This window comes from Amycolatopsis pittospori (genome assembly GCF_013870525.1).
GTDB classification, from domain to species: domain Bacteria; phylum Actinomycetota; class Actinomycetes; order Mycobacteriales; family Pseudonocardiaceae; genus Amycolatopsis; species Amycolatopsis pittospori.
In genome coordinates this window covers 1-21,463 of sequence record NZ_JACBXD010000111.1, presented here as the reverse complement: position 1 = coordinate 21,463, position 21,463 = coordinate 1, and the positions used below count along the sequence as shown (strand labels likewise).

At 68.5% G+C, this 21,463-nt stretch carries 20 protein-coding genes; 10 read left to right on the top strand and 10 right to left on the bottom strand.

Annotation, left to right across the window (positions count from 1 at the left end):
* Positions 1-117: 117 nt before the first annotated feature.
* Positions 118-1,614, bottom strand: coding sequence for a CoA-acylating methylmalonate-semialdehyde dehydrogenase (locus H5J31_RS35675; RefSeq protein ID WP_181777095.1), 1,497 nt, complete (start codon positions 1,612-1,614; stop codon positions 118-120).
* A 153-nt stretch (positions 1,615-1,767) separates the two neighbouring features.
* Between H5J31_RS35675 and H5J31_RS35670 the strand changes: the two genes are divergently transcribed.
* Positions 1,768-3,390: a PucR family transcriptional regulator gene (locus tag H5J31_RS35670; protein ID WP_181777094.1), complete on the top strand. Its 1,623-nt coding sequence runs from the start codon at positions 1,768-1,770 to the stop codon at positions 3,388-3,390.
* A 59-nt stretch (positions 3,391-3,449) separates the two neighbouring features.
* Positions 3,450-3,815 (top strand): SSI family serine proteinase inhibitor, encoded by a 366-nt coding sequence (locus H5J31_RS35665; RefSeq protein ID WP_181777093.1) that lies wholly within the window; start codon positions 3,450-3,452, stop codon positions 3,813-3,815.
* Between the two features lie 110 nt (positions 3,816-3,925).
* Here H5J31_RS35665 and H5J31_RS35660 read toward each other — a convergent pair whose 3' ends face one another.
* From H5J31_RS35660 to H5J31_RS35650, 3 genes are all read right to left on the bottom strand, one after another.
* Entirely contained in the window at positions 3,926-5,500 is a 1,575-nt protein-coding gene (locus H5J31_RS35660; protein ID WP_181777092.1) for a DUF4153 domain-containing protein, read from the bottom strand.
* 205 nt (positions 5,501-5,705) lie between these two features.
* The gene (locus H5J31_RS35655) at positions 5,706-6,743 is read right to left on the bottom strand and encodes a HAMP domain-containing sensor histidine kinase (protein WP_181777091.1); all 1,038 of its coding nucleotides are present in this window, start codon (positions 6,741-6,743) and stop codon (positions 5,706-5,708) included.
* Entirely contained in the window at positions 6,740-7,423 is a 684-nt protein-coding gene (locus tag H5J31_RS35650) for a response regulator transcription factor (protein WP_181777096.1), read from the bottom strand. Before H5J31_RS35650 ends, H5J31_RS35655 begins: the two co-directional genes overlap by 4 nt.
* Positions 7,424-7,664: 241 nt before the next feature.
* On the opposite strand from H5J31_RS35650, the gene H5J31_RS35645 reads away from it, so the two are divergent.
* Genes H5J31_RS35645 through H5J31_RS35630 form a run of 4 tightly spaced genes read left to right on the top strand, consistent with a single transcriptional unit; the run spans position 7,665 to position 12,423 of the window.
* On the top strand, positions 7,665-9,236 hold the full coding sequence (locus H5J31_RS35645) for an NCS1 family nucleobase:cation symporter-1 (RefSeq protein ID WP_181777090.1): 1,572 nt from the start codon (positions 7,665-7,667) through the stop codon (positions 9,234-9,236).
* Positions 9,187-10,029, top strand: a complete 843-nt coding sequence (locus H5J31_RS35640; RefSeq protein ID WP_181777089.1) for a nitrilase-related carbon-nitrogen hydrolase — start codon at positions 9,187-9,189, stop codon at positions 10,027-10,029. Before H5J31_RS35645 ends, H5J31_RS35640 begins: the two co-directional genes overlap by 50 nt.
* Positions 10,029-11,414: a dihydropyrimidinase gene (gene hydA / locus H5J31_RS35635; protein WP_181777088.1), complete on the top strand. Its 1,386-nt coding sequence runs from the start codon at positions 10,029-10,031 to the stop codon at positions 11,412-11,414. The genes H5J31_RS35640 and hydA overlap by 1 nt, the downstream gene beginning before the upstream one ends.
* 10 nt (positions 11,415-11,424) lie before the next feature.
* On the top strand, positions 11,425-12,423 hold the full coding sequence (locus H5J31_RS35630; protein ID WP_181777087.1) for a TIGR03842 family LLM class F420-dependent oxidoreductase: 999 nt from the start codon (positions 11,425-11,427) through the stop codon (positions 12,421-12,423).
* A gap of 39 nt (positions 12,424-12,462) precedes the next feature.
* Here H5J31_RS35630 and H5J31_RS35625 read toward each other — a convergent pair whose 3' ends face one another.
* On the bottom strand, positions 12,463-13,890 hold the full coding sequence (locus tag H5J31_RS35625) for an MFS transporter (protein ID WP_328701698.1): 1,428 nt from the start codon (positions 13,888-13,890) through the stop codon (positions 12,463-12,465).
* 169 nt (positions 13,891-14,059) lie between these two features.
* On the opposite strand from H5J31_RS35625, the gene H5J31_RS35620 reads away from it, so the two are divergent.
* Both H5J31_RS35620 and H5J31_RS35615 read left to right on the top strand, forming a co-directional pair.
* Positions 14,060-14,437, top strand: a complete 378-nt coding sequence (locus H5J31_RS35620; protein ID WP_181777085.1) for a VOC family protein — start codon at positions 14,060-14,062, stop codon at positions 14,435-14,437.
* 267 nt (positions 14,438-14,704) lie between these two features.
* A complete protein-coding gene (locus H5J31_RS35615; protein WP_268881336.1) occupies positions 14,705-14,848 on the top strand; it encodes an alpha/beta hydrolase in 144 nt (47 codons plus the stop codon).
* On the opposite strand, the gene H5J31_RS35610 is transcribed toward H5J31_RS35615, so the two are convergent.
* The 5 genes from H5J31_RS35610 to H5J31_RS35590 are packed head-to-tail and all read right to left on the bottom strand — an operon-like array spanning position 14,824 to position 18,905.
* Positions 14,824-16,062 carry a styrene monooxygenase/indole monooxygenase family protein gene (locus H5J31_RS35610; protein WP_328701697.1) on the bottom strand — a complete coding sequence of 413 codons (1,239 nt, stop codon included), beginning with the start codon at positions 16,060-16,062 and terminating at the stop codon, positions 14,824-14,826. The genes H5J31_RS35615 and H5J31_RS35610 overlap by 25 nt on opposite strands.
* Complete coding sequence (locus tag H5J31_RS35605) at positions 16,059-17,294, bottom strand: serine hydrolase domain-containing protein (protein ID WP_181777083.1); 1,236 nt, start codon at positions 17,292-17,294, stop codon at positions 16,059-16,061. Before H5J31_RS35605 ends, H5J31_RS35610 begins: the two co-directional genes overlap by 4 nt.
* A gap of 10 nt (positions 17,295-17,304) precedes the next feature.
* Positions 17,305-18,105: a siderophore-interacting protein gene (locus tag H5J31_RS35600; protein WP_181777082.1), complete on the bottom strand. Its 801-nt coding sequence runs from the start codon at positions 18,103-18,105 to the stop codon at positions 17,305-17,307.
* Positions 18,106-18,135: 30 nt separating this feature from the next.
* Complete coding sequence (locus H5J31_RS35595; RefSeq protein ID WP_181777081.1) at positions 18,136-18,492, bottom strand: hypothetical protein; 357 nt, start codon at positions 18,490-18,492, stop codon at positions 18,136-18,138.
* Positions 18,489-18,905 (bottom strand): SgcJ/EcaC family oxidoreductase, encoded by a 417-nt coding sequence (locus H5J31_RS35590; protein WP_181777080.1) that lies wholly within the window; start codon positions 18,903-18,905, stop codon positions 18,489-18,491. The genes H5J31_RS35595 and H5J31_RS35590 overlap by 4 nt, the downstream gene beginning before the upstream one ends.
* A gap of 112 nt (positions 18,906-19,017) precedes the next feature.
* Between H5J31_RS35590 and H5J31_RS35585 the strand changes: the two genes are divergently transcribed.
* Positions 19,018-19,695: a TetR/AcrR family transcriptional regulator gene (locus H5J31_RS35585; protein WP_181777079.1), complete on the top strand. Its 678-nt coding sequence runs from the start codon at positions 19,018-19,020 to the stop codon at positions 19,693-19,695.
* 191 nt (positions 19,696-19,886) lie between these two features.
* Positions 19,887-21,155 (top strand): HNH endonuclease signature motif containing protein, encoded by a 1,269-nt coding sequence (locus tag H5J31_RS35580; RefSeq protein ID WP_181777078.1) that lies wholly within the window; start codon positions 19,887-19,889, stop codon positions 21,153-21,155.
* Positions 21,156-21,463: the final 308 nt, after the last annotated feature.

Below are 21,463 nucleotides of genomic sequence, written 5' to 3'. Positions count from 1 at the left end.
CTTGCCGTCCGTCCAGTCACGTGTGACGTCCGTCCAGTCACGCCAACCCGCCCGACCGTAGGTACCTAAGACCCGGTCGGCCCTAACCCGAATCGCCACTCACGAGCCCTGGACGCGTCAGCTGTTGCGAGGGAAGCCGAGGTTCACGCCGCCCTGCGAAGGATCCGGCCACCGCGAGGTGACCACCTTCGTGCGCGTGAAGAAGTGGAACCCCTCCGGCCCGTAAGCGTGGCTGTCGCCGAACAGCGAGTCCTTCCACCCGCCGAACGAGTAGTAGCCGACCGGCACCGGGATCGGCACGTTCACGCCGACCATCCCGACCTCGACCTCGTTCTGGAACCGCCGCGCGGCCCGCCCGTCGTTGGTGAAGATCGCGGTGCCGTTGCCGTAGGCGTTGGCGTTGACCAGATCCAGTGCCGCGTCGTACCCCTCGGCCCGCGCGACCGACAGCACCGGCCCGAAGATCTCGTCGGTGTAGACGGACATCTCCGGCGTGACGTGGTCGAACAGCGTCGGGCCGAGCCAGAAGCCGCCGTCCTCGCCGTCGACCTCGACGCCGCGGCCGTCGACGACGAGCCGGGCGCCCGCTTCGACGCCCGCCTCCACATAGGACTCGACGCGTTCGTGGTGCGCGGCGGTGACGAGCGGACCCATTTCCGACGTCGGCCGCCTGCCGTCACCGACGCGCAGCCGCGTGATGCGCTCGGCGATCTTCGCGACCAGTTCGTCGCCGACCGGGTCGACCGCGACCACGACCGAAACCGCCATGCACCGCTCCCCCGCCGAGCCGAAGCCCGCGGAGACCGCCGCGTCGGCGGCGAGATCGAGGTCGGCGTCCGGGAGGACGATCATGTGGTTCTTCGCCCCGCCGAGCGCCTGCACACGTTTCCCGTGCCTGGTCCCGGTTTCGTAGACGTACTTCGCGATCGGCGTGGACCCGACGAACGAGATCGCCTTGACGTCGCGGTGTTCCAGCAGACCGTCGACGGCGACCTTGTCCCCGTGCAGGACGTTGAGGACGCCGTCGGGCAAGCCCGCCTCGGCGAGCAGTTCCGCGATGAACACGGCCGCGGACGGGTCCTTCTCGCTCGGCTTGAGCACGACGGTGTTGCCGCAAGCGAGCGCGTTCGGCACGAACCACAGCGGGACCATCGCCGGGAAGTTGAACGGCGAGATCACGCCGACGACGCCCAATGGCTGCGCGATCGAGTAGACGTCGACGCCGGTGGAGGCGTTCTCGCTGAACCCGCCCTTGAGCAGCTGCGCCGCGCCACAGGCGTACTCGACGTTCTCGATGGCGCGCGCGATCTCGCCCGCCGCGTCGGATTCGACCTTGCCGTGTTCGCTGGTGACGATCTTCGTCAGCTCGTCGCGCCGCGCCGACAACAGCTCGCGGAAGGCGAACAGGATCCGCGTCCGGCCGGCCAGCGACGTCCCGCGCCAACCGGGCAAGGCTCGGGAAGCGGCGGCGACGGCGGCTTCGACGTCGTCCTGCGAGGCGAAGGCGACCTTCGCCCGTACCTGTCCGGTGGCCGGATCGAACACGTCACCGGATCGGTCGCCCACGCCCTCGGACGGTTTGCCGTCTATCCAGTGGTTGATGCGGTCGGTCACGGATTCCGCCCTCCTGATCGCCGGTGCCTGCTCCCGGTCGAGTCTGGGTGCGGGCGCCACACCGACGCCATCGGCAACGTGTACGGACTCCCGCCCCCGGCCGTACAGTCTGTCTCTCTGCGTCGAAGACGTCGAAGACCAGGTGGGAGGCCGATGTACCCGACCGTCGCCGAGGTGCTCGCCCTGCCGGTGCTGCGCCAGGGCCGGCCGCATGTGGTGGCGGGCGCGGCGGGACTGGACGCCCCGGTCCGCTGGGCGCATGTCGCGGAGGTCGCGGACATCGCCCCTCTGCTGCGGGGCGGGGAACTCGTGCTCACCACCGGGGTCGCGCTGCCGGACGATGGCGCCGCGCTCGCCCGCTACATCGCGGATCTGGCCGGGGTCGGGGTGGCCGGGATCGTGGTGGAGCTGGTCCGTCATTGGAGTGACAAGCTGCCGTCCGCGCTGGTCGACGCCGCGGACCAGCATGGAGTCCCCCTGGTCACCCTTTCGCGGGAAACGCGCTTCGTGTCGGTCACCGAGGCGGTGAACGGGCTGATCGTGGACGCCCAGGTCGACGAACTCCGTGCGGCGGAACGGGTCCACGAGACCTTCACCGCGCTGACGGTCGCCGGCGCGGAGCCGGGCGAGATCCTGCGCGAGGTCGCCCGCCTCACCGAGCATCCCGTCGTGCTGGAGACGCTCGCGCACGAGGTCCTCGCCTACGACACGGCGGGCACGGACCCCGGCGAACTGCTGCCCGGCTGGCCGTCGCGGTCGCGGCCGGTGCAGGTCGGCGAGCGGACCGGGTTCCATCCGGGCGCGGGCTGGCTGGTCACCGTGGTCGGCGCGCGCGGGCACGACTGGGGACGACTGGTCGTGGTGTGCGGCGATCCGCCGTCGCGGCGGCACGTGGTGGTCGCCGAACGCGCGGCGTCCGCGCTCGCGGTGCACCGGCTGGTCGCCAAGGACACCGACAGCCTCGAACGCCAGGCGCACCGCGCGATCCTGACCGAACTCCTGGCGAATCCGGTGCCACCCGCCGAACTGACCGCGAGGGCCTCCGCGCTGGCCGTCCCGCTGACGGGACGGCTGCTGGTCGGGGTCGCCGTGCGGCCCCGGATCACCGCGACGGCCAAGACCGCGCAGTCGACTCCGGTGCTGTTGCGGGAACTCGCCGAGACGACCGTGCTCGCCGCCCGGCGGGCGAAGGTGTCCGCGCTGGTCGCCGCCGACGAGACGCAGGTGCGCGCGCTGATCGCGTTGTCGCCGGAGGCCGGGGTCGACGCGGTCCTGCACCGTTTGGCCACCGACGTCCACGAGGCCCGGTCCAGCGCTCCCGCCGTGGTCGCGGTCGGCACCACGGGCGCCGGACCGGCCGAGGCGCGACGGACCCTCGTCGAAGCCGCCCAGGTCGCCGCCGCCGCGCTCACCGAGAACGCCGAACGGGTCGTCCATCGCCTCGACGACGTCCGGTTGCGCGGGTTGTTGCATCTGCTGGCCCGGGACGAGCGGATCACCGCGTTCGCCGCGCGGGAGCTCGGCCCGCTGCTGAGCCGGGACGCCGCCCAGGGCAGCAGACTCGTTCAGGCGTTGAGACATTATTGCGAGCACGGCGGCAACAAATCGGCCGCCGCGGCCGCCGCGCACACTTCCCGCACCGCCTACTACCAGCAGCTGGCCCGGATCGAGCAGGTTCTCGGGGTGCGGCTCGAAGAGCCGGAGTCGATGCTGTCGCTTTACGTCGCTTTGCTCGCGCACGACATCCGAGCGGCCGACGACCACTCGTCCGAGTGAGTGAATCTCACCCAAGCGTGGAACACAGTGATCGGGTCACGTCAGCCGATAGTGTTGATATGGCTTTCTTCGAACCGATCGGTGCCTGCGTGCTCGCGCTGGCCTGCATGGCGCCGGCGCAACCCGCCGAATCCACGTTCCAGCTGACCAGTCACGACGCACGGGGCCGGGTCGGCACCGTCTCGCTCACCTGCGAACCCACCGGGGGTTCCCACCCCGGCCGCGGCGGTGCCTGCGCCAAACTGTCCGAAGTGGACGGAAAGTTCGACAGGCTCCGCGCGGAACCGCGGGCCTGCACCCTGGAGTACAACCCGGTGGACGTCTCCGCGGTCGGCAAGTGGCGCGGCGAGCCGGTCACCTATCGCACCTCGTACGCCAACCGCTGCGTCGCCGACACCGAGTCGGCCGGCGTCTTCTCCTTCTGACCAGGTGACCGCCGGGCCTCCCCCTCGGTGGCCCGGCGGTCGCCGCCGCTCGACCACCGCCTTGATCGCCCTCACCCCCAGGAGGGCGATCAAGGCCGTGGTGCCACGGCTCAGCGACGGGCTTGAGCAAGGCATCCGGCCCGGTCCGCTGTGGCGACGGGGCTCTGACGCGCGAAGGACCGGCTCAGGTTCCATTCGCGCCAATCATCTTCCGAGATCCGCATCACGACCGGTCCGAGTACACAGGACCGCAGCGGTTCCGGCAGCCGCTCCGCCGCGGGTACGACGTCGGCGGAAAACCCTGACAGATAGCCGGTGTCGACCGTCTTGCCGTGCGCGATCCGGTCGATGTTGCGGTCGGCGATGAACCGTTCCGGGTCCAGTACGGCCAGTCCCAGCAGTGCCGCGGCGGCGGCACCGATCGCCGCGCGCGGCAGCCAGGCCGACCGCAGCGGGACCAGGGAAGCCAGGACCAGCAAGAAGATCAGGCCGATCCAGAGTTCGCAGACCTCGACCAGTAGCCGCAGCACGGTGAACCCGTACGCCTGCTGGTATGTCCACATGCGACTCAACGCGGACGCGACCAGCACCAGGCTGAGCACGCTCAGCACCCCGAGCAGGCCGCGCTGCCAGGCGCGATCGGCCACGGAGGACTTCGGAGCCCAGCGCAGTGCCGCCGCGACCAGAAGCAGGGTCAGCACGGTGATGGCGGACAACTGCCAGAACCCGCTCCTGGCGTATTCCGCCGCCGTCAGGCCACTAGTGCGCAGGACGTATTCGGTGCCACCGAACAGGACCACCACTCGGACCGCGACGAAACTCGCGAACAGCAGCACCAGCACACCCAGTGGCAACGCCCATTCGAGCCGGTGCGCTAGCCGTTTGCGGGGCGCTTCGTCGTCCGCGGGCAGCGGTGGCGCGGCCAGCAGGTAACACGCTCCGGTGACGGCGAAGGCGGCCACCACGAACAGGAAACCCCACTGCACGAAGGTATCCGGGCTCAGCTCGGGGATCACCGCGTCGACAACGCTCGCGAAGGCGGCGTCCGCACCGCGAAGCAGCGGGACGAACACGAGCAGGAGCGCGACACTCGCCAGCACCGGGACCAGGAACTTCGGCCTGGTCCGGTTGCCCGGCTTCTTGCCGAGTTTCGCGACCCCGCGTCCGATCCACGGGAGCGAGAGCATCGCTTCGATCGGAACCGCGAAGACGTCGTAGAAGATCGTGTTCACGGTGCGTTTCCCCACCACCGCGAGGGATCCCGCGACGCAGGCGGCCATGATGCACAGCACGTTCAGCCATTCCGACGCCCGGAACAGGCCGACCGCGAGCAGACCGAGGGCGGCCGCCGCCCACAACGCGCCTGCCAGGCCGAAGTGCGGCGCGGCGTCGCCGCGGGCCCGTTTGTCGGCGATGAAGACGGTGATCGCGAACGCGAGCCCGGCGAGGAACCAGCCGAGCCCGGGCCGATCCAGCGGCAGTACGACGGCGGTGATCAGCCCGGCCGCGACCGCCGCGGGCAGGACCGCTCCGGGCAGCGGGACGACCGCCGACTTCGGCGGCGGCGTCGGCCTCATCAGTACCGGTACCGGGGGCGCTGTCGGCGCTGTCGGCATGGTGGCCGTCGCCGCCGGAGCGTCCGGTGGCGTGGCGTGGGCTTGCTTCTCCTCTTGTTCTTCGCTCATCGAAACCTCCATTTGCGAAAGCACATCTCACTGGATGTGTGGGGCCACGGAAAGAAAGCGGGTTGGACCTACTCAGGGAGTGTCAAAGGGACACGCTGTTGCGAAAGCCACTTTCGCAACCTTCAACGTTGCGAAAGTGGCTTTCGCAACCCCCTCCGAGGGACCAGGAGCGGCATGAGACACGCCATCCTTGCTCCCCCTCTCACTAAGGAACCGGGATGACGACGCGGATGACGCAGCCCGTCCGCCCTTCAGGGCTGACGACGGCGATGCTGCCGTCGTGGAGATCGACCACCCACCGCGCGATCGCGAGGCCGAGTCCGGTGCCGCCACCACCCGCGCGCTCGCCGCGGGTGAACCGTTCGAACACGCTGTCCCGCTCCCCCGGCGGGATCCCTGGGCCTTCGTCTTCGACCTCGATGACGACGTCGGCTTCGCGTGCTTCGGCCCGCACCCGGACCTCGCCGCCGGACGGTCCGTGCCGGACGGCGTTGTCGAGCAGGTTCACCACGACCTGGTAGAGCCGGCCGCGGTCGGCGACGGCCATCGCGCCGGGTGGCCGGACGTCGACGGCGAACCGCACGCCACGTCCGGTCGCGGCGGCGGTCACCCCCGCTTCGGCGGCGACCTCGTCGAGGAGCAGTTCGAGGTCGAACTCCTCCAGTTGCAACGGGAACGCCCCGGCGTCGATCCGCGAGAGATCGAGGAGTTCCGAAACGAGCCTGCCGAGCCGTTCGGTCTGCTGCAGCGCGGTCTTCAGCGTCGCCGGATCGGGTTTGGCGACGCCGTCGACCAGGTTCTCCAGCACGCCGTTCAGCGCCGTGATCGGTGTGCGGAGTTCGTGGGAGACGTTCGCGATCAGTTCGCGCCGCCGCTGATCCGAGGCGTCGAGATCGGCCGCCATCTGGTTGAAGGCGTGCGCGAGTTCACCGACCTCGTCCCGGGCGGTCGCCCGGACTCGGCGGGTGTAGTCGCCTTTGGCCATCGCGCGGGCGGCGGCGGTCATCTCCCGCAGCGGCCGCGTCATCCCGTGCGCCAGGATCTGCGACGTCACCACGGCCAGCACCATCGCCGCCATCGTGGTGCGCGGCGGCAGCCAGCCGATCTGCCAGTTGAAGAAGGCGAACGCGATGGCGCCCGAGGACACCAGCAGGATCGCGAGCTTGAGCTTGATCGAGCGGACCGGGTCGAGCGGTCTCGGGAGCGCGTCGACGATCCGGCCGACGAGGGGGCGCACCTTCACGATCCGACCTCCAGGGCGTAGCCGACGCCGTGCACGGTGCGGATGAGGTCCGCGCCCAGTTTGCGGCGCAACGCCTTGATGTGACTGTCCACAGCGCGGGTGCCCGAGCCGGAGCCCGCGACGTCCCAGTCCCAGACCTCGCTCAGCAGCCGTTCCCTCGGCTGCACCGCCCTCGGTCGTTTCGCGAAGTGCACGAGGAGGTCGAACTCGATCGGCGTCAGCTGGGCCGTGGTGCCCGCCCGCGTCACGCGCCGCTCTTCGACGTCGATTTCGAGGTCGCCGAGCACGATCTTCGTGCCCGCTTCGCTCACGTCGGCCCGGGCGGACCGCTCGACGCGGCGCAGCAGCGCGTGCACCCTGGCCGAGAGGACCCGCATGGAGAACGGTTTGGTGAGGTAGTCGTCGGCGCCGACGCCGAGGCCGATGAGCATGTCCGTCTCATCCGAACGGGCGGTCAGCATCAGCACCGGGACCGGACGGCGGGCCTGGATCCGGCGGCAGACCTCGAGCCCGTCGAACCCCGGCAGCATCACGTCGAGCACCACCAGATCCGGCTCCCGCTCGGCGTCCGTCTCGACACCGGAGGGGCCGTCGTGCGCCAGGTCGACGGTGAAGCCCTCGGCGCGCAACCGCGCCCCGATGGCCTCGGCGATCGTGACGTCGTCCTCGACGACGAGCACCCGGCGTCCTCCCAGTTCCATGGGGATGACTGTAAGCACCGGCCGTGGAGACCGTTCGGGTGAGCTGTGGAGATCCTGTGGAGATGTTTCAGCCGGTTTGCCGGATTACTACGTCCGTGTGTGTGACGCAGGTCATGCACCGAGAGCCTTCGAACGCAATCGACAGTCTGCGTTCCGACGCGACCAACAGTGAACAGTCTGCCAGTCCCACCTGCGCCGTGACGGCGAGCACGATTCCGCAATGGAGCCGACGGCACGCGGAACCCAGCTCGTGCATCCTGATGGCCGGGTAGAACTCGGCGAGGTCGAGTCCCTCAAGGACAGCCGCTTCTACAACGAAGAACTCGCCCCGGTCCCGGTGGAAAAACGGACCTGGACGACCTACACCTACTTCGCGCTGTGGATGGGCATGGCGCACAACATCCCGTCGTACGCGCTCGCGGCGTCGCTGATCGCGCTCGGGATGGACTGGGTGCAGGCGCTGCTCACGATCACCATCGGCAACCTGATCGTGCTGATCCCGATGTTGCTCAACAGCCACGCCGGGACGAAATACGGCATCCCGTTCCCCGTCTTCGCCCGCGCCTTCTTCGGGATGCGCGGCGCGAACCTCGCGGCATTGCTGCGGGCGTTCATCGCGTGCGGCTGGTTCGGCATCCAGACCTGGGTCGGCGGCGAGGCCATCTACATCATCGTCGGACGGCTGGCCGGCTCCGGCTGGAAGGACTCCACGATCGTCCTCGGCCAGCACTGGACGCTGTGGTTCTCGTTCGCGGTGTTCTGGCTGTTCCAGATGCTCATCATCTGGCGCGGCATGGAGGCCGTCCGCCGGTTCGAGAACTGGACGGCGCCGCTGGTCTCGGTCGGCTTCCTGATCCTGCTGGGCTACGTGCTGGTCAAGGCGGGCGGACTCGGCCCGATCCTGTCCGAACCCGGGCAACTCGGCTGGGGCCCGGACTTCTGGAAGGTGTTCGCGCCGTCGCTGATGGCGATGATCGCGTTCTGGTCGACGCTTTCGCTCAACATGCCGGACTTCACCCGCTTCGGCGGCAGCCAGGGCAAGCAGGTCCGAGGCCAGCTCCTCGGGCTGCCGACCACGATGACGTTCATCGCGATCGTGGCCATCCTGACCACGTCCGGCGGCAGCGTCCTCTACGGCGAGCAGATCTGGGACCCGGCGAAACTGGCCGACCGGTTCGACTCCCCGGTCGTGGTCGTCGTCGCACTGGTGGCGCTGGTGCTGGCGACCGTTTCGGCGAACCTCGCGGCCAACGTGGTCAGCCCCTCCTACGACTTCTCCAACGCCTTCCCGAAGAAGATCACCTTCGCCGTCGGCGGGCTGATCACCGGGATCATCGGCATCGTCATCCAGCCGTGGCGGCTCTACTCCGACCCGAACATCTACATCTTCGCCTGGCTCGGCTTCTACGGTGGCCTGCTCGGCGCGGTCGCCGGGGTGCTCGTCGCCGGCTACTGGGTCGTCAACCGCACCAAGCTGAACCTGCGGGACCTCTACACCGAACGCGGCGTCTACTGGTTCAACGGCGGCTGGAACTGGCGCGCGCTCGTCGCGACGCTCGTCGGCGCCGTGCTCTCGGTCGGCGGCGCGTACGGCGGGCCGTTCCCCGCCGACGGCCTGATCCCGTTCCTGAAACCCCTCTACGACTACAACTGGGTCGTCGGATTGGCGGGCGCCTTCGTCGTCTACCTGCTGCTGTCCCTGCCTGAACGCAACCGCACCACCGATATCGAGGAGGATGCAAGTGAGCGACGTGGTCCGAGCCGGATTGATCCAGCAGCGGTGGACGGGTGACAAGGAGTCCATGATCGCGAACGCGGTCGAAGCCATCGGCAAGGCCGCGTCGCAGGGTGCGCAGGTGATCTGCCTGCAGGAGTTGTTCTACGGCCCGTATTTCTGCCAGGTGCAGGACACCGACTACTACTCCTACACCGAAGGCATCCCCGACGGGCCGACGACGAAGCTCATGCAGGAGGTCGCCGAACGCCACGGCGTCGTGCTGGTCGTCCCGATGTACGAGGTCGAACAGCCCGGCGTGTACTACAACACCGCCGCGGTGATCGACGCCGACGGGACCTACCTCGGCAAGCACCGGAAGAACCACATCCCTCAGGTGAAGGGGTTCTGGGAGAAGTTCTATTTCCGTCCCGGGAACATGGGCTACCCGGTGTTCGACACCGCCGTCGGCCGCATCGGCGTCTACATCTGTTATGAGCGGCACTTCCCGGAGGGCTGGCGCGCGCTGGGCCTGGCCGGGGCGAAGATCGTGTTCAACCCGTCGGCGACCAGCCGCGGCCTGTCGGAGTACCTGTGGCGGCTGGAGCAGCCCGCGGCCGCCGTCGCGAACGAGTACTTCGTCGGCACGATCAACCGGGTCGGCGTGGAACCGCTGGGCGACAACGACTTCTATGGTCAGACCTACTTCGCCGACCCGCGCGGCCAGCTGATCGGCGAGGCCGCCTCCGACACCGAAGAGGAGATCGTCGTCCGCGACCTCGACATGGGTCTGCTCGCCGAGGTCCGTGATCTGTGGGCCTTCTACCGAGACCGCCGTCCCGACAGCTACGGACCCCTCGCGGAGGCGTGATGACCACCCTCATCAGCGGCGGGCAGGTGCTGTCGACGGCGGGGGCGTCCGCCGCGGACGTCCTCGTCGACGGCGAGACGATCGTGGCGGTCGGGTCCCCGGGCACGCTGGGACCGGCCGACGAGACCATCGACGCCACCGGGAAGTACGTGCTGCCCGGCGGGATCGACGCGCACACCCATATGGAGATGCCCTTCGGCGGCACGCATTCCGTCGACACCTTCGGCACCGGGACGACGGCGGCGGCGTGGGGCGGCACGACCACGATCATCGACTTCGCCGTCCAGGCCAAGGGCACGTCCCTGCTGTCCACCATGGACAAATGGCACGAGAAGGCCGACGGCAACTGCGCCATCGACTACGGCTTCCACATGATCGTCTCCGACGTCAACGATTCCTCGTTGAAGGAGATGCAGGCCTGCGTCGACGGCGGTGTCGGCAGCTTCAAGATGTTCATGGCCTACCCCGGGGTGTTCTACTCCACGGACGGCGAAATCCTGCTGGCCATGCAGAAGGCGCGCGAGATCGGCGCCACGATCATGATGCACGCGGAGAACGGCATCGCGATCGACCAGCTGGCCGCGCAGGCGTTCGCCGCCGGGAAGATCGACCCGGTCCAGCACGGCCTCACCCGGCCGCCGGAGCTGGAGGGCGAGGCGACGTCACGCGCGATCCAGCTGGCCAAGGTGACCGGGTCGCCGCTGTACATCGTGCACCTCTCGGCGTCGCAGGCGCTGGCGGCGGTCGCGGAGGCGCGCAACGACGGGCAGAACGTCTTCGCGGAAACGTGTCCGCAGTATCTCTATCTGTCCATCGAGGACTTGGCCAAGCCGGACTTCGAGGGCTCGAAGTACGTCGCCTCTCCCCCGCTGCGCGAGAAATCGCATCAAGCGGACCTGTGGCGGGGGCTGCGCACCAACGATCTCTCGGTGGTGTCGACCGACCACTGCCCGTTCTGTTTCAAGGACCAGAAGGAACTCGGCCGCGGCGACTTCCGCGCCATCCCCAACGGGATCCCCGGTGTCGAGCACCGGATGGACCTGCTGCACCAAGGTGTCGTGGCGGGCGAACTCACCCTCGGCCGCTGGGTCGAGACCTGTTCGACCACCCCGGCGCGGATGTTCGGGCTGTACCCGCGCAAGGGTGTCATCGCGGCGGGTTCGGACGCGGACATCGTCATCTACGACCCTTCGGCGAAGCAGACACTGTCGGTCGAGACGCACCACATGAACGTGGACTACTCGGCCTACGAAGGGCTGGAGATCACCGGCAAGGTCGAGACGGTGCTTTCGCGCGGCCGCGTGGTGGTGTCGCCGTCGGGCTTCTCGGGCAGTACGACGCACGGGAAATTCCTCTCGCGCGACCTGAACCAGTACCTGAACTGAGGCGGTGGCCGTGGATTTCGGAGTGGTTCTGCAGACCGACCCTCCCGCACGCGACCTCGTGCGGCTGATGAAGGCCGCCGAGGACCAGGGTTTCCGCTACGGCTGGACGTTCGATTCCTGCGTGCTGTGGCAGGAACCGTTCGTCATCTACTCGCAGATCCTCGCGGCGACGTCGTCGATGATCGTGGGGCCGATGGTGACCAGCCCGGCCACCCGGGACTGGTCGGTGATGGCGTCGACCTTCGCCACGCTCAACGACATGTACGGCAACCGGACGGTGTGCGGCATCGGCCGGGGCGACTCGGCGCACCGCGTCGTCGGCATGGCACCGTCCACTTTGGCCACCGTGCGCGACTGCATGCACGTGGTCAAGGAACTCGCCGAAGGCCGGGAGGTCCTGTTGCGGGACAAACCGGTCCAGATCCCCTGGATCCGCAACGGCAGGCTCGAAATGTGGATGGCCGGTTACGGGCCCAAGGCGCTGAAGACGGTCGGCGAGCACGCCGACGGCTTCATCCTGCAGTGCGCGGATCCGGCCATCGCCCGGTGGACCATCGGTTCCGTCCGCGAGGCGGCGCGCGCGGCCGGCCGGGATCCCGCCGGGATCACGATCTGCCTCGCGGCGCCGGCGTACGTCGGGGACGACCTGCCGCACCAACGGGAACAGCTCCGGTGGTTCGGCGGGATGGTCGGCAACCACGTCGCGGATCTCGTGGCGCGGTACGGCGATGCCGGACCGGTGCCGCGCGAATTGACCGACTACATCCGTGAGCGGGAAGGGTATGACTACTCGCATCACGGGCGGGCCGGGAATCCGTCGACCGACTTCGTACCGGACGAGATCGTGGACCGCTTCTGCCTTCTCGGTCCGTCGTCGGCGCACGTGGAACGGTTGGAGGAACTGGTTTCGCTGGGTGTGGACCAGTTCTCGCTGTACCTCATGCACGACCAGCGGGAAGAAACGCTGAAACGGTACGGAGCCGAGGTCATCGGGAAGGTGACCGACTGAGGCGGTCGTGAGTGATCCGGGTCGTTCTAACGACCCGGATCACTCACGACCCCGGTACATCCCCAAGCCCACCAGCGCCCCGGCCATGACCGTGAGCGCGAGCCCGGCCCAGGTGACGGCCCCGCGGAACTCCCCGGACTGCTGCGCGCTCCAGCCCGGGGTCGCGAGATCGCCGGTGAAGAGCGCCGCGAGGATGGTCCCGCTGACGGCGATCCCGATCCCGGTCGTGACCTCCCCGGCGGTGTCCACGAGCGCCGCTCCGATGGTGGTCCGATCGGACGGAAGACCACGCATCACGTTCGTGCCGGCGACGACGCCCACGACGCGCATACCGGCGGCGACGAGCACCAGCGCGAGGGCGATCCACCCGTACCCGAGGCGGCCGAACAGACCGTGGACGGCGAGCCCGCATACGACGGCTCCGGCGCCGAACCAACCGGCCTTGTCGAGTCCGACGCGTTTGACCAGCGGACCGATGAGCGCGCCGCCGGCGATGAGCACGACGACCTGCGGCAGCATGCCCAGCGCCGCTTGGGCGGGCGTCCAGCCCCGGTCGAGCTGGAGTTGCAAGGTCACGAGGTAACCCAGGCCGGCGGTCGCCAGCGCCGCGGCGGCCTTGAACGCCAGACCGCTCGACACCAGCGGGCGGGCGACGAGGGCGAGGTCGAGCAGCGGATGGCGGGCGGACCGCTCGCGGCGGGCGAACAGCACCGCCGTCACGACGGCCGTTCCCGTGATCAGCCAAGGGAAAAACGCCGCCGATCCCGCTTCGACGAACAGGGTCGGGGCGACCAGCGCGAGCACGATCGTGGCCGTGCCGAGCAGCGCGCCCACGACGTCGATCGGGGCCCGGTGCGGTTCTTCCGGATTGTCGATGGGGATGCCGCGCCGGATGCCGAGGAACGCGAGCGCGGCGACGGGCACGTTCACCAGCAGCAGCACCTGCCAGGGAGCGAACGAGAGCACGAAACCGCCGACCGTGGGCCCGAGCGCGAGCCCGACCAGGCCCACGGTCGAGATCAGCGTCGTGGCACGGACGCGGAGCGCGTCTTCGTCGAACAGACGGAACGCCAAGGCGAGGGAGCCCGGCGTCGTCATCGCGGCCGCGACACCCATCGTCGCGCGGATCACGATGAGCTGCTCCGGCGCGGTGACGAACGCGGTCGCCAGACTCGCCACCCCCAGCAAGGTCAGCCCGGCCAACATGACCTTGCGGCGGCCGATCCGGTCGGCCAGTGCGCCGAAGGCCAGCATCAGCCCGCCGAAGACGACGGAGTACACGCCCGTGACCCACTGCAGCGCGGTCGTCGACGCCGACAGCTCACGGCCGATGGTCGGCAAGGAGACGTTGAGGATCGAGTTGTCGAGCATCTCGAACAGGAAGACCGCCGACAACCCGGCGAGGGCCACCCAGGCTTCACGGAGGGAACGCGGTGATCGCGAGAGTTCGTCAGGACGGATGTCCACTGCACACTCCTTCAAGGTGAAGAAGTGGCGGCTCATCCGAGACCGCGTATGCGCGCGTGCCTGGTCATGGGCACGCGTTTTTACTTCCGGTGCCTTGATCATAACCCCGGCCGGGCGAGAACCTCAAATCATCTCGCCCCGCCGGACTCGCCCGGGGTACCGTCCGTCCATGGCATGTCGGATCAGTGAGCTCGTCCTCGGTTGCCGCGATCCCGAGGCGCTGGCGCGATTCTGGTGCGAGGTCCTGGACTTCGTGGAGCTCGATCGCGACGGGGACGACATCGAGATCGGGGCGCGCGACGGGTTCGGCGGCAAGCAGCCGACGATCATCCTCAGCCGCGAGACCGACCCCGCGACCGAGAAACCCCGGCTGCACCTCGACGTCAGCGCCACCGACCGCGATCAGGACGCCGAACTCGAACGCCTTCTGGCCGCCGGGGCCGAATTCGCCGACATCGGCCAGACCGGTGAAGAGTCCTGGCACGTCCTCGCCGACCCCGAAGGCAACGTGTTCTGTCTGCTCAAGACCCGGATCGAACCGCTCTGACTGGGGCCTGCCCCAGAGACCGGACCCTCGTCACCTGGGGTCCCTGTCCTGAATGCTCCCCGCCCGGCTACGACTGTGCCGAAGTCGAAGTCCCGGTGACCCACGGATCACGCCTGCCGTCCCTCTGATCACGTGTGTCGTCCGCCTGATCACACGTGCCGTCCGTCTGATCACCGGTGCCGTCCCTCAGATCACGGCCGCGCGGTGGTCGCCACGGGACGGCACGCGTGATTGAACGGACGCCTTACGTGATCAGACGGACGGCACCTGACACTGGACGCGTGGGGGCACGGCGCCGCGAACCGCAGCGCCTGCGTCGACGCGGCACTCGACGGCTACCTGACCTACGGACGTCTTCCGGCACGCGACACCGTCTGCGCCCCGGATCACGCGCCCTTCGACGCCAGGTAGTTCCTCGAGATCTCCTCGTCGGTGAGCCAGGAGGTGTAGCCGGCGGGGTCCGGGAAGATCTGCGCGAACCGGTGCGCCACCTCGGGCACCCGTTGCGCGGCGTCCAAAGTGGCCAGTACGTGATCCGGCGGCGGCGCGAGCAGATCGTTGCTCAGCCGGGTCGCGTGCTGTGCCTTTTCCCAGTATTCGGCGAAGGTCCCGCGCAGGAACGCCTCGTCGAACGGGCGGTCACCGTGGTCGAGGATGCGCCGCTCGTAGACCGCGGCCGCGTGCGCCGCCATATTCGCGCCCTGCCCGGCGATCGGGTCGTTCGTCACCGCGGCGTCGCCCATCGCCAGGACCTTCGCCCCGGACGGCAGCGTCCCGACCGGTTCGCGCACGATCGGTAGGACCCGGCCGCGCAGGGCGTCCTGCGGCCCGCTCGGCCGCGCGTCGGCCAGCGACTCGGCGACCCATGGGAACTGCTTGCGCAGCAACGCCATCGCGACGGCGAAATGCTCGTCGGTGTCGGTGACGTCGTCCCAGACGTCCAGCGGTCCGCCCGGCACACCGAAGAAGCCGAGACCGAAGACGGGCCCGCGCACGGACTGGACCGGCAGCCCGAACAGTTCACCGGCCTGGGAAAGACCGAACGTCAGGCCCGGGTAGGTCGGGAGAGGCTCGTCGCGGCCCGAGACCAGGTACGTGATCCCGATGGTCCGTTGCGGTTCGCGATACGGCGAGTGCCGGTCGTCGCGCGGGAACAGGCCGTCGAACTGCGGACCGCGGCCGGCGGCGACCAGTACGAGATCGAACTCCCGCGCGTACTCGTCCAGCCCGTCCGGGCTCACCTTGCCGATCCGCACCTCGCCGCCGCGTCCGGCGAAGGCGGTCAGCCAGGTGGACACCTTGACGCGCTGGTCGACCGACTGCGCGGGATGGTCGAACCGGGCCTGCCACGAGATCGCCGGTTCCGGGGAATCCCCGGCGAGCCCGAACGACGCGCCGAGGATCTCCGGAGCCTGGCCATCCCAGAAGTTGATGCCCAGTGCGCGTTCCCGCCGCAGCGCGGGTTCGAAGACGCACTGGTTCGAAATCAGCCTGCCCGCGCGGATCGTCTCGGCGTCGCGGTCGGTGACCACGGTGACGGCGTATCCGTGCTTCTGCAGACCCAAGGCCAGGACCAGTCCGGCCTGACCGGCCCCGACCACCACGATCCGGCGCACGCGGCTCACCCGACCAGGGCCTGGTACACCAGGTGACGCAGTTCGACGCGGATCGGGTGGGTCGACGACGGCAGCAGCTGGGTGAAGAACAGGACCGTGACGTCCTCGTCCGGATCGACCCAGAACGCGGTACTCGCGGCCCCGCCCCAGGCGAATTCCCCGGCGCTGGCGGTGGTCTTCGCCTTGACCGGGTCGTCGAGCACGGAAAAGCCCAGTCCGAAGCCGAAACCGTGGTACGGCGCCTCGGAGAACGCGGGCCGCCCGTAGGTCTCCAGGTCCACGCCTCCCGGCAGGTGGTTGCTCGCCATGAGCTGCACCGTGCGCGGGCCGAGCAGCCGGACACCGTCGAGTTCGCCGCCGCGCACCAGCATCTGCGTGAACCGGTGGTAGTCGCCCGCCGTCGACACCAGACCGCCCCCGCCGGACAAACACACGGGCGCGACGCGGCCGACGGCACCCATCTCGTCGTGACGCAAGGGGGCCTTGGTCTTCGGGTTGGGCACGTAGAGGGCGGCGAGCCGGTCGAGCGCGGCGGGGTCGGCCTGGAACCCCGTTTCGCGCATGCCGAGCGGGGTGAAGATCCGTTCGGCGAAGAAGGTGTCGAGCGACTGGCCCGAAACGACCTCGACGAGCCTGCCGAGGATGTCCGTCGCGACCGAGTAGTTCCATTCCGTACCAGGCTGGAACAGCAGCGGCTGCCGCGCGATCGCCTCGGAGACCCCGGCCAGATCGAGACCCGGCGCCATCCCCCAGTCGAATCCGGCCTCGCGGTAGAGCCCGTCGACCGGATGCGTGCGGTGGAACCCGTAGGTCAGGCCCGCGGTGTGGGTGAGCAGATGCCAGAGGCGGATCGGTTCGGTGGCGGGTTCGGTCGCCATCCGGACGGGCGATCCCTTGGTGTAGACCCGGGGTTCAGCGAATTCCGGCAGCCATCGCGCGATCGGGTCGCCGAGGTCGATGAGCCCCTCTTCGACGAGCATCATCGCGGCGACCGAGGTGACCGGCTTCGTCATCGAGTAGATACGCCAGATCGTGTCGACCTCGACGGGTAGCGCGGCCTCGATGTCACGCCGTCCGTTCGACGCGAGATGCGCGACCTTGCCGTTCCTGGTCACCACGGCCAGGTAACCCGGAAGCAGATTCCGCTCCAGGTACCCGTCGAAGTGTTTGTCGATCCGCAGCAACCGTTCCGCGTCGAAGCCCACCTCGGCCGGGTCGACGTCCACCTTCAGCTCGATCATGCGACCGAGGCTACGCGTTTCGCTCGGCCTGTTTCTCCAGTCGCCACGCCTCGTCGGTCTTCCCGATCCGCCAATATCCGGAGATCGACAGCAGGTCGCGCCGCATGCCCCGATCGTCGAGCAGGTGTCGCCGCAGGTCCCGGACGAACCCGGCCTCGCCGTGGACGAACGCCTGCACGACGCCTTCAGGCCAGTCGAGCGCGCGGACGGCGGCCGCGAGGTCGTCGCCACGGCCGCGGTGCAGCCAGGTGATCTGCGCGTCGGCCTTGGTCGTCAGCGTCTGCTCCTCGGCGGCGTCCTCCACGAGGATGACGGCGTGCGCGGGAACGCCCGCCGGCATCGCCTCGAGGGACGCGGCGATGGCCGGCAGGGCACTCTCGTCGCCGGCGAGCAGATGCCAGTCGGCCTCGTCGCCGGGCGCGTACGCCCCGCCGGGACCGGAGATCAGCAGTTCGTCGCCGGGTTTCGCGGCGGCCGCCCACGGTCCGGCGACGCCCTCGTCACCGTGGTGGACGAAGTCGAGCACCAGTTCGCCGAGGTTCCGGTCGAAGGCGCGGACGGTGTAGGACCGCATCCGCGGCCACTGCTCACGCGGCATCTCGGCGCGGACCCGCGCCAGATCGAGGGGTTCGGGGTAGTCGACGCCGGGCACCCGGAAGTGCACCTTGACGTAGGCGTCGGTGAATTCGTTGGGCTGGAACGAGGCGATCCCTTCGCCCCCGGCCACGATCCGGACCATATGCGGGGTGATCCGCTCGGTGCGCAACACCCGCAACCGGGTCGCCGACACCGGCTTCCTCGCCTCGGCCATCCGCGACTCCTTCCGACAGGTTAGGTGAACCTAACCGAGCGTACGCCCCTCCTCGGTTGACCGGGTCAGGTCTCCCAACATCCGATCAAAGCCTCCCCGGACCCGCTCGGCGAACCCGATGAACAGCCGATTGGCCAGCGGAACCGCCCATCGGCCGCGGGAAGCGACGTTGTACACCCGATGGGTTACCCGGGCACCGCCCGGATCATCCTCGACGGTGTATTCGCCGCGGTACCACCAGCCACCCTGCTGAGCGACGAAGCGGCGTTCCGCGTCTGCCTCGAAGTGCGGGTTGTACGGCTGCGCCCGCAGACCCTCCTCGATCCGGGCGAAGACGTCGTCGGCGGACGCGGGGACCACGCCGGACAACTCGACCAAGGGCTTCATTTCGCCCCCGCGGCCGGATCACTCACCCGGGTGTTCTGGAACGACGCGACTCGCCAGCCCTCGGCTTCCTCGACGAGCACGTACGTCAGCGTCGACTCCCTTCCCGGTTCGGGCTTGCCACCGCCCGCCAGCGACGATCCGCCGCCGGACACGACGATCGCGACGTCCGGCCGCACGAAGCGGACCTTGGGCTCATCGCCGTCCGCGACCAGCTTCGAGCCCTTCAGCGGCCCCTCGAACAGGGCCCGGTGTGCACTCTCGATGACCTGGCGGCCCGGCATGTTCATACCGAAGAACGTCACGTAGTCGGCGTCTTCGGTGAACAGCCGCGCGTATGCGGTCGCGTCGCCCTCATTCCACGCGTCGACGAGTTTGCCCAGTACGGCCAGGACTTCGGTACGGGATCCGGTCATGACTTCCTCCAGTTAGACGAACGGTGTTCGCGTTACGAACACCGTTCTACAGACGAACAGTGTTCGCGTCAAGTAGAGTTCCGGATCGAACCCAGGACCAGGAGGCGAACCAGTGAGCAGGCCCCGGCGTCGCGCCGAGAAACCCGTGCTGTCCCAGGAGCTCGTGGTGAAGACGGCACTGGACCTCCTCGCCGCCGAGGGACTGGAGGCGGTGAGCATGCGGCGCGTGGCACAGGCACTGGAGACCGGTCCGGCGTCGCTCTACGCCCACGTCGCGAACAAGGAGGAGCTCCACGAGCTGATGGTCGATCACGTCCTCGACTTCGGCCCGATCCCCGAACCCGACCCGGACCGATGGGCGGAGCAGGCGAAGGAGCTGTTGCGGCAGAACGTGCGAGCACTGACAGCTTTCCCCGGGATCGCGAAGATCGCCTGGGCCATCCCAGTCCCGACGGGCGCGAACGCACTTCACCAAGCGGAGGGAATGCTCGCGGTTCTACGGGCCGGCGGCCTGAACCTGAAGCACGCACTCTTCGCCGCCGACGCGTTGTGGCTCTACGCCAAGGCCTACGCGTACGAAGGCGCCGGCTGGCAGTACGGCGATATCGATGTGACCGTGCAGGAGGAACGCGGCAAGCAGATGCTCGAGTACATGACGTCGTTCCCGGCCGGGACTTTCCCGAACCTGCTGGCGTCGGGCGAATTCTTCAACGAGGAGACGGCACAGGAACGGTTCGAGTTCGCGATCGACATGTTCTTGGGCGGCCTTGCGCGACTGAAGGATCAGTGAAAGTGGTGCGCAGCTGTGTTGCGAAGGGCACCTTCGCAACACAGCCCGACAGAGGCCCCGCGACAACCGGACCGAATACCACTCCACAGTCGGACGACTGCGACAAATAACCCTCTAGTGTTATCCGCGCAAATTCACGACTACACAAAATTACGAACACATGTTCGACCGGTTTCGGGTATTATTGAGATGTGTCCGAGACCGAGGTTCCCGTTCTTCCTGAGCTGCCGCAGGAGTTGTGGCGTGCCGGGAAGCTGGAGCTTGCCCATGGGGCGCGACACTTCCTGCAAATGATGCGGGCCGCCACCGCCGGGTTGGGGCGGTTTCTGGCGGAGATCGAGTCTCGGGGTGCGAAAGACCTGTACGGCTATGGGACTACCGAGGCGTGGTTCGCTGATCTTGCGGGTCTCACGCGTGGTGAGGCGGGGGATGTGGTGAAGCGTGCGGTCGCGTTGAATCCGACGCGCGCTCTCGATGGCACCGAAGTCCCGCCATTCGCTCCCGCCACCGCCGCCGTTGCCGCCGAAGGCATGATCGGTGAACAGCGGATCGATCAGATTCTGAAGGCACTGCAGCAGATCCCTGCCAAGACCTCACCCGAGGATCGGGCGTGTACGGAGAACCAGCTCGCGAACCTCGGCCGTGACGCCGGGCCTTCGGAGATCGCGAAATGTGCGAAGCAGATGCTGGCATGGCTCGACCCCGACGGCAAAGAACCCAAGGACCCCGAACCCGCCCATCCCCGTCGCGAACTCACTGTGGAGCGCCGCAAAGACGGCTTCTGGAACCTCAAAGGACTGTTGGACGACGAACTCGGCGCCCGCACAGCAGCGTTCATCGAGGCCTACTCCAAACCCCGCCCGACCGACGAGTCCGGCCAAGCCGACTTCCGAAGCAAAGCGGAACGCCAGGGTGATGCGTTCGCGGACCTCCTCGATCTGGCGATCGCCTGCCCGGATCAGCCCGGGACCAACGGCTACCGGACTCTGGTGCACGTCACCATCGGTCTCGAGGAGCTCAAGACCGGGCTTGGGACCGCGTGCGTGGACTTCGTCGGGGAGATGACCGCCCGCGACGCCCGCATGGCCGCCTGCGACTGCCTCATGCTCCCGGTCGTGCTCAACGCGGCCGGTGAGCCCCTCGATGTGGGACGGCTCAGGCGCTTCGTCACCCCCGGCCAACGACGTGCCCTGAACATCCGCGACGGGGGTTGCGCCTTCCCGGGCTGTCACCGGCGGCCGAAAGGCTGTCACGCACACCACATCCATCACTGGGCAGACGGCGGACGGACCGACCTCCGCAACCTCGTCTTGCTTTGCAGCTTCCATCATCGGCTGATTCACCACGGTGAGTGGGAAGTCCGCATGGCTACCGACGGGCTACCCGAGTTCATCCCACCCCAATACCGGGACCCGCTCCGACTACCCCGGCGCAACACCCTCCACCGCGCCGCAGCATGACCCCGCACGATCCGAAGAGCCCGTCGGCGACGGGCCCTTCGGCATGCCCAATGTTCGAGACCGCCTCCGCACTTACGTGTAGTGACCTGAGAGGTTGCGAACGAGCAGACACGTAGTCGGATGATCTTGGCGTGAGGAAGGGCCTCCGGGTTCAGTGTGGATTGCGATCTGCACCGGCTGCCTGAAGTCCTCGTGACTCACGCTAAAGCACCGTGGCGGTGCGCCGCGGAACGGTTCCAAGTCGCGGTATCCACGGCGAAACACGGCAAAGTCGAACGCTTCAACCCCCACTCTGCTCGAGGAATGGG

What these genes read in the sequence shown, in the direction of transcription:
- H5J31_RS35620 (WP_181777085.1), top strand. Translation starts at nt 14,060, where the DNA reads ATGGCATGTCGGATCAGTGAGCTCGTCCTCGGTTGCCGCGATCCCGAG.
- H5J31_RS35595 (WP_181777081.1), bottom strand. Translation starts at nt 18,492, where the DNA reads ATGAAGCCCTTGGTCGAGTTGTCCGGCGTGGTCCCCGCGTCCGCCGAC.
- H5J31_RS35600 (WP_181777082.1), bottom strand. Translation starts at nt 18,105, where the DNA reads ATGGCCGAGGCGAGGAAGCCGGTGTCGGCGACCCGGTTGCGGGTGTTG.
- H5J31_RS35670 (WP_181777094.1), top strand. Translation starts at nt 1,768, where the DNA reads ATGTACCCGACCGTCGCCGAGGTGCTCGCCCTGCCGGTGCTGCGCCAG.
- H5J31_RS35590 (WP_181777080.1), bottom strand. Translation starts at nt 18,905, where the DNA reads ATGACCGGATCCCGTACCGAAGTCCTGGCCGTACTGGGCAAACTCGTC.
- H5J31_RS35605 (WP_181777083.1), bottom strand. Translation starts at nt 17,294, where the DNA reads ATGATCGAGCTGAAGGTGGACGTCGACCCGGCCGAGGTGGGCTTCGAC.
- H5J31_RS35645 (WP_181777090.1), top strand. Translation starts at nt 7,665, where the DNA reads ATGGAGCCGACGGCACGCGGAACCCAGCTCGTGCATCCTGATGGCCGG.
- hydA (WP_181777088.1), top strand. Translation starts at nt 10,029, where the DNA reads ATGACCACCCTCATCAGCGGCGGGCAGGTGCTGTCGACGGCGGGGGCG.
- H5J31_RS35660 (WP_181777092.1), bottom strand. Translation starts at nt 5,500, where the DNA reads ATGAGCGAAGAACAAGAGGAGAAGCAAGCCCACGCCACGCCACCGGAC.
- H5J31_RS35665 (WP_181777093.1), top strand. Translation starts at nt 3,450, where the DNA reads ATGGCTTTCTTCGAACCGATCGGTGCCTGCGTGCTCGCGCTGGCCTGC.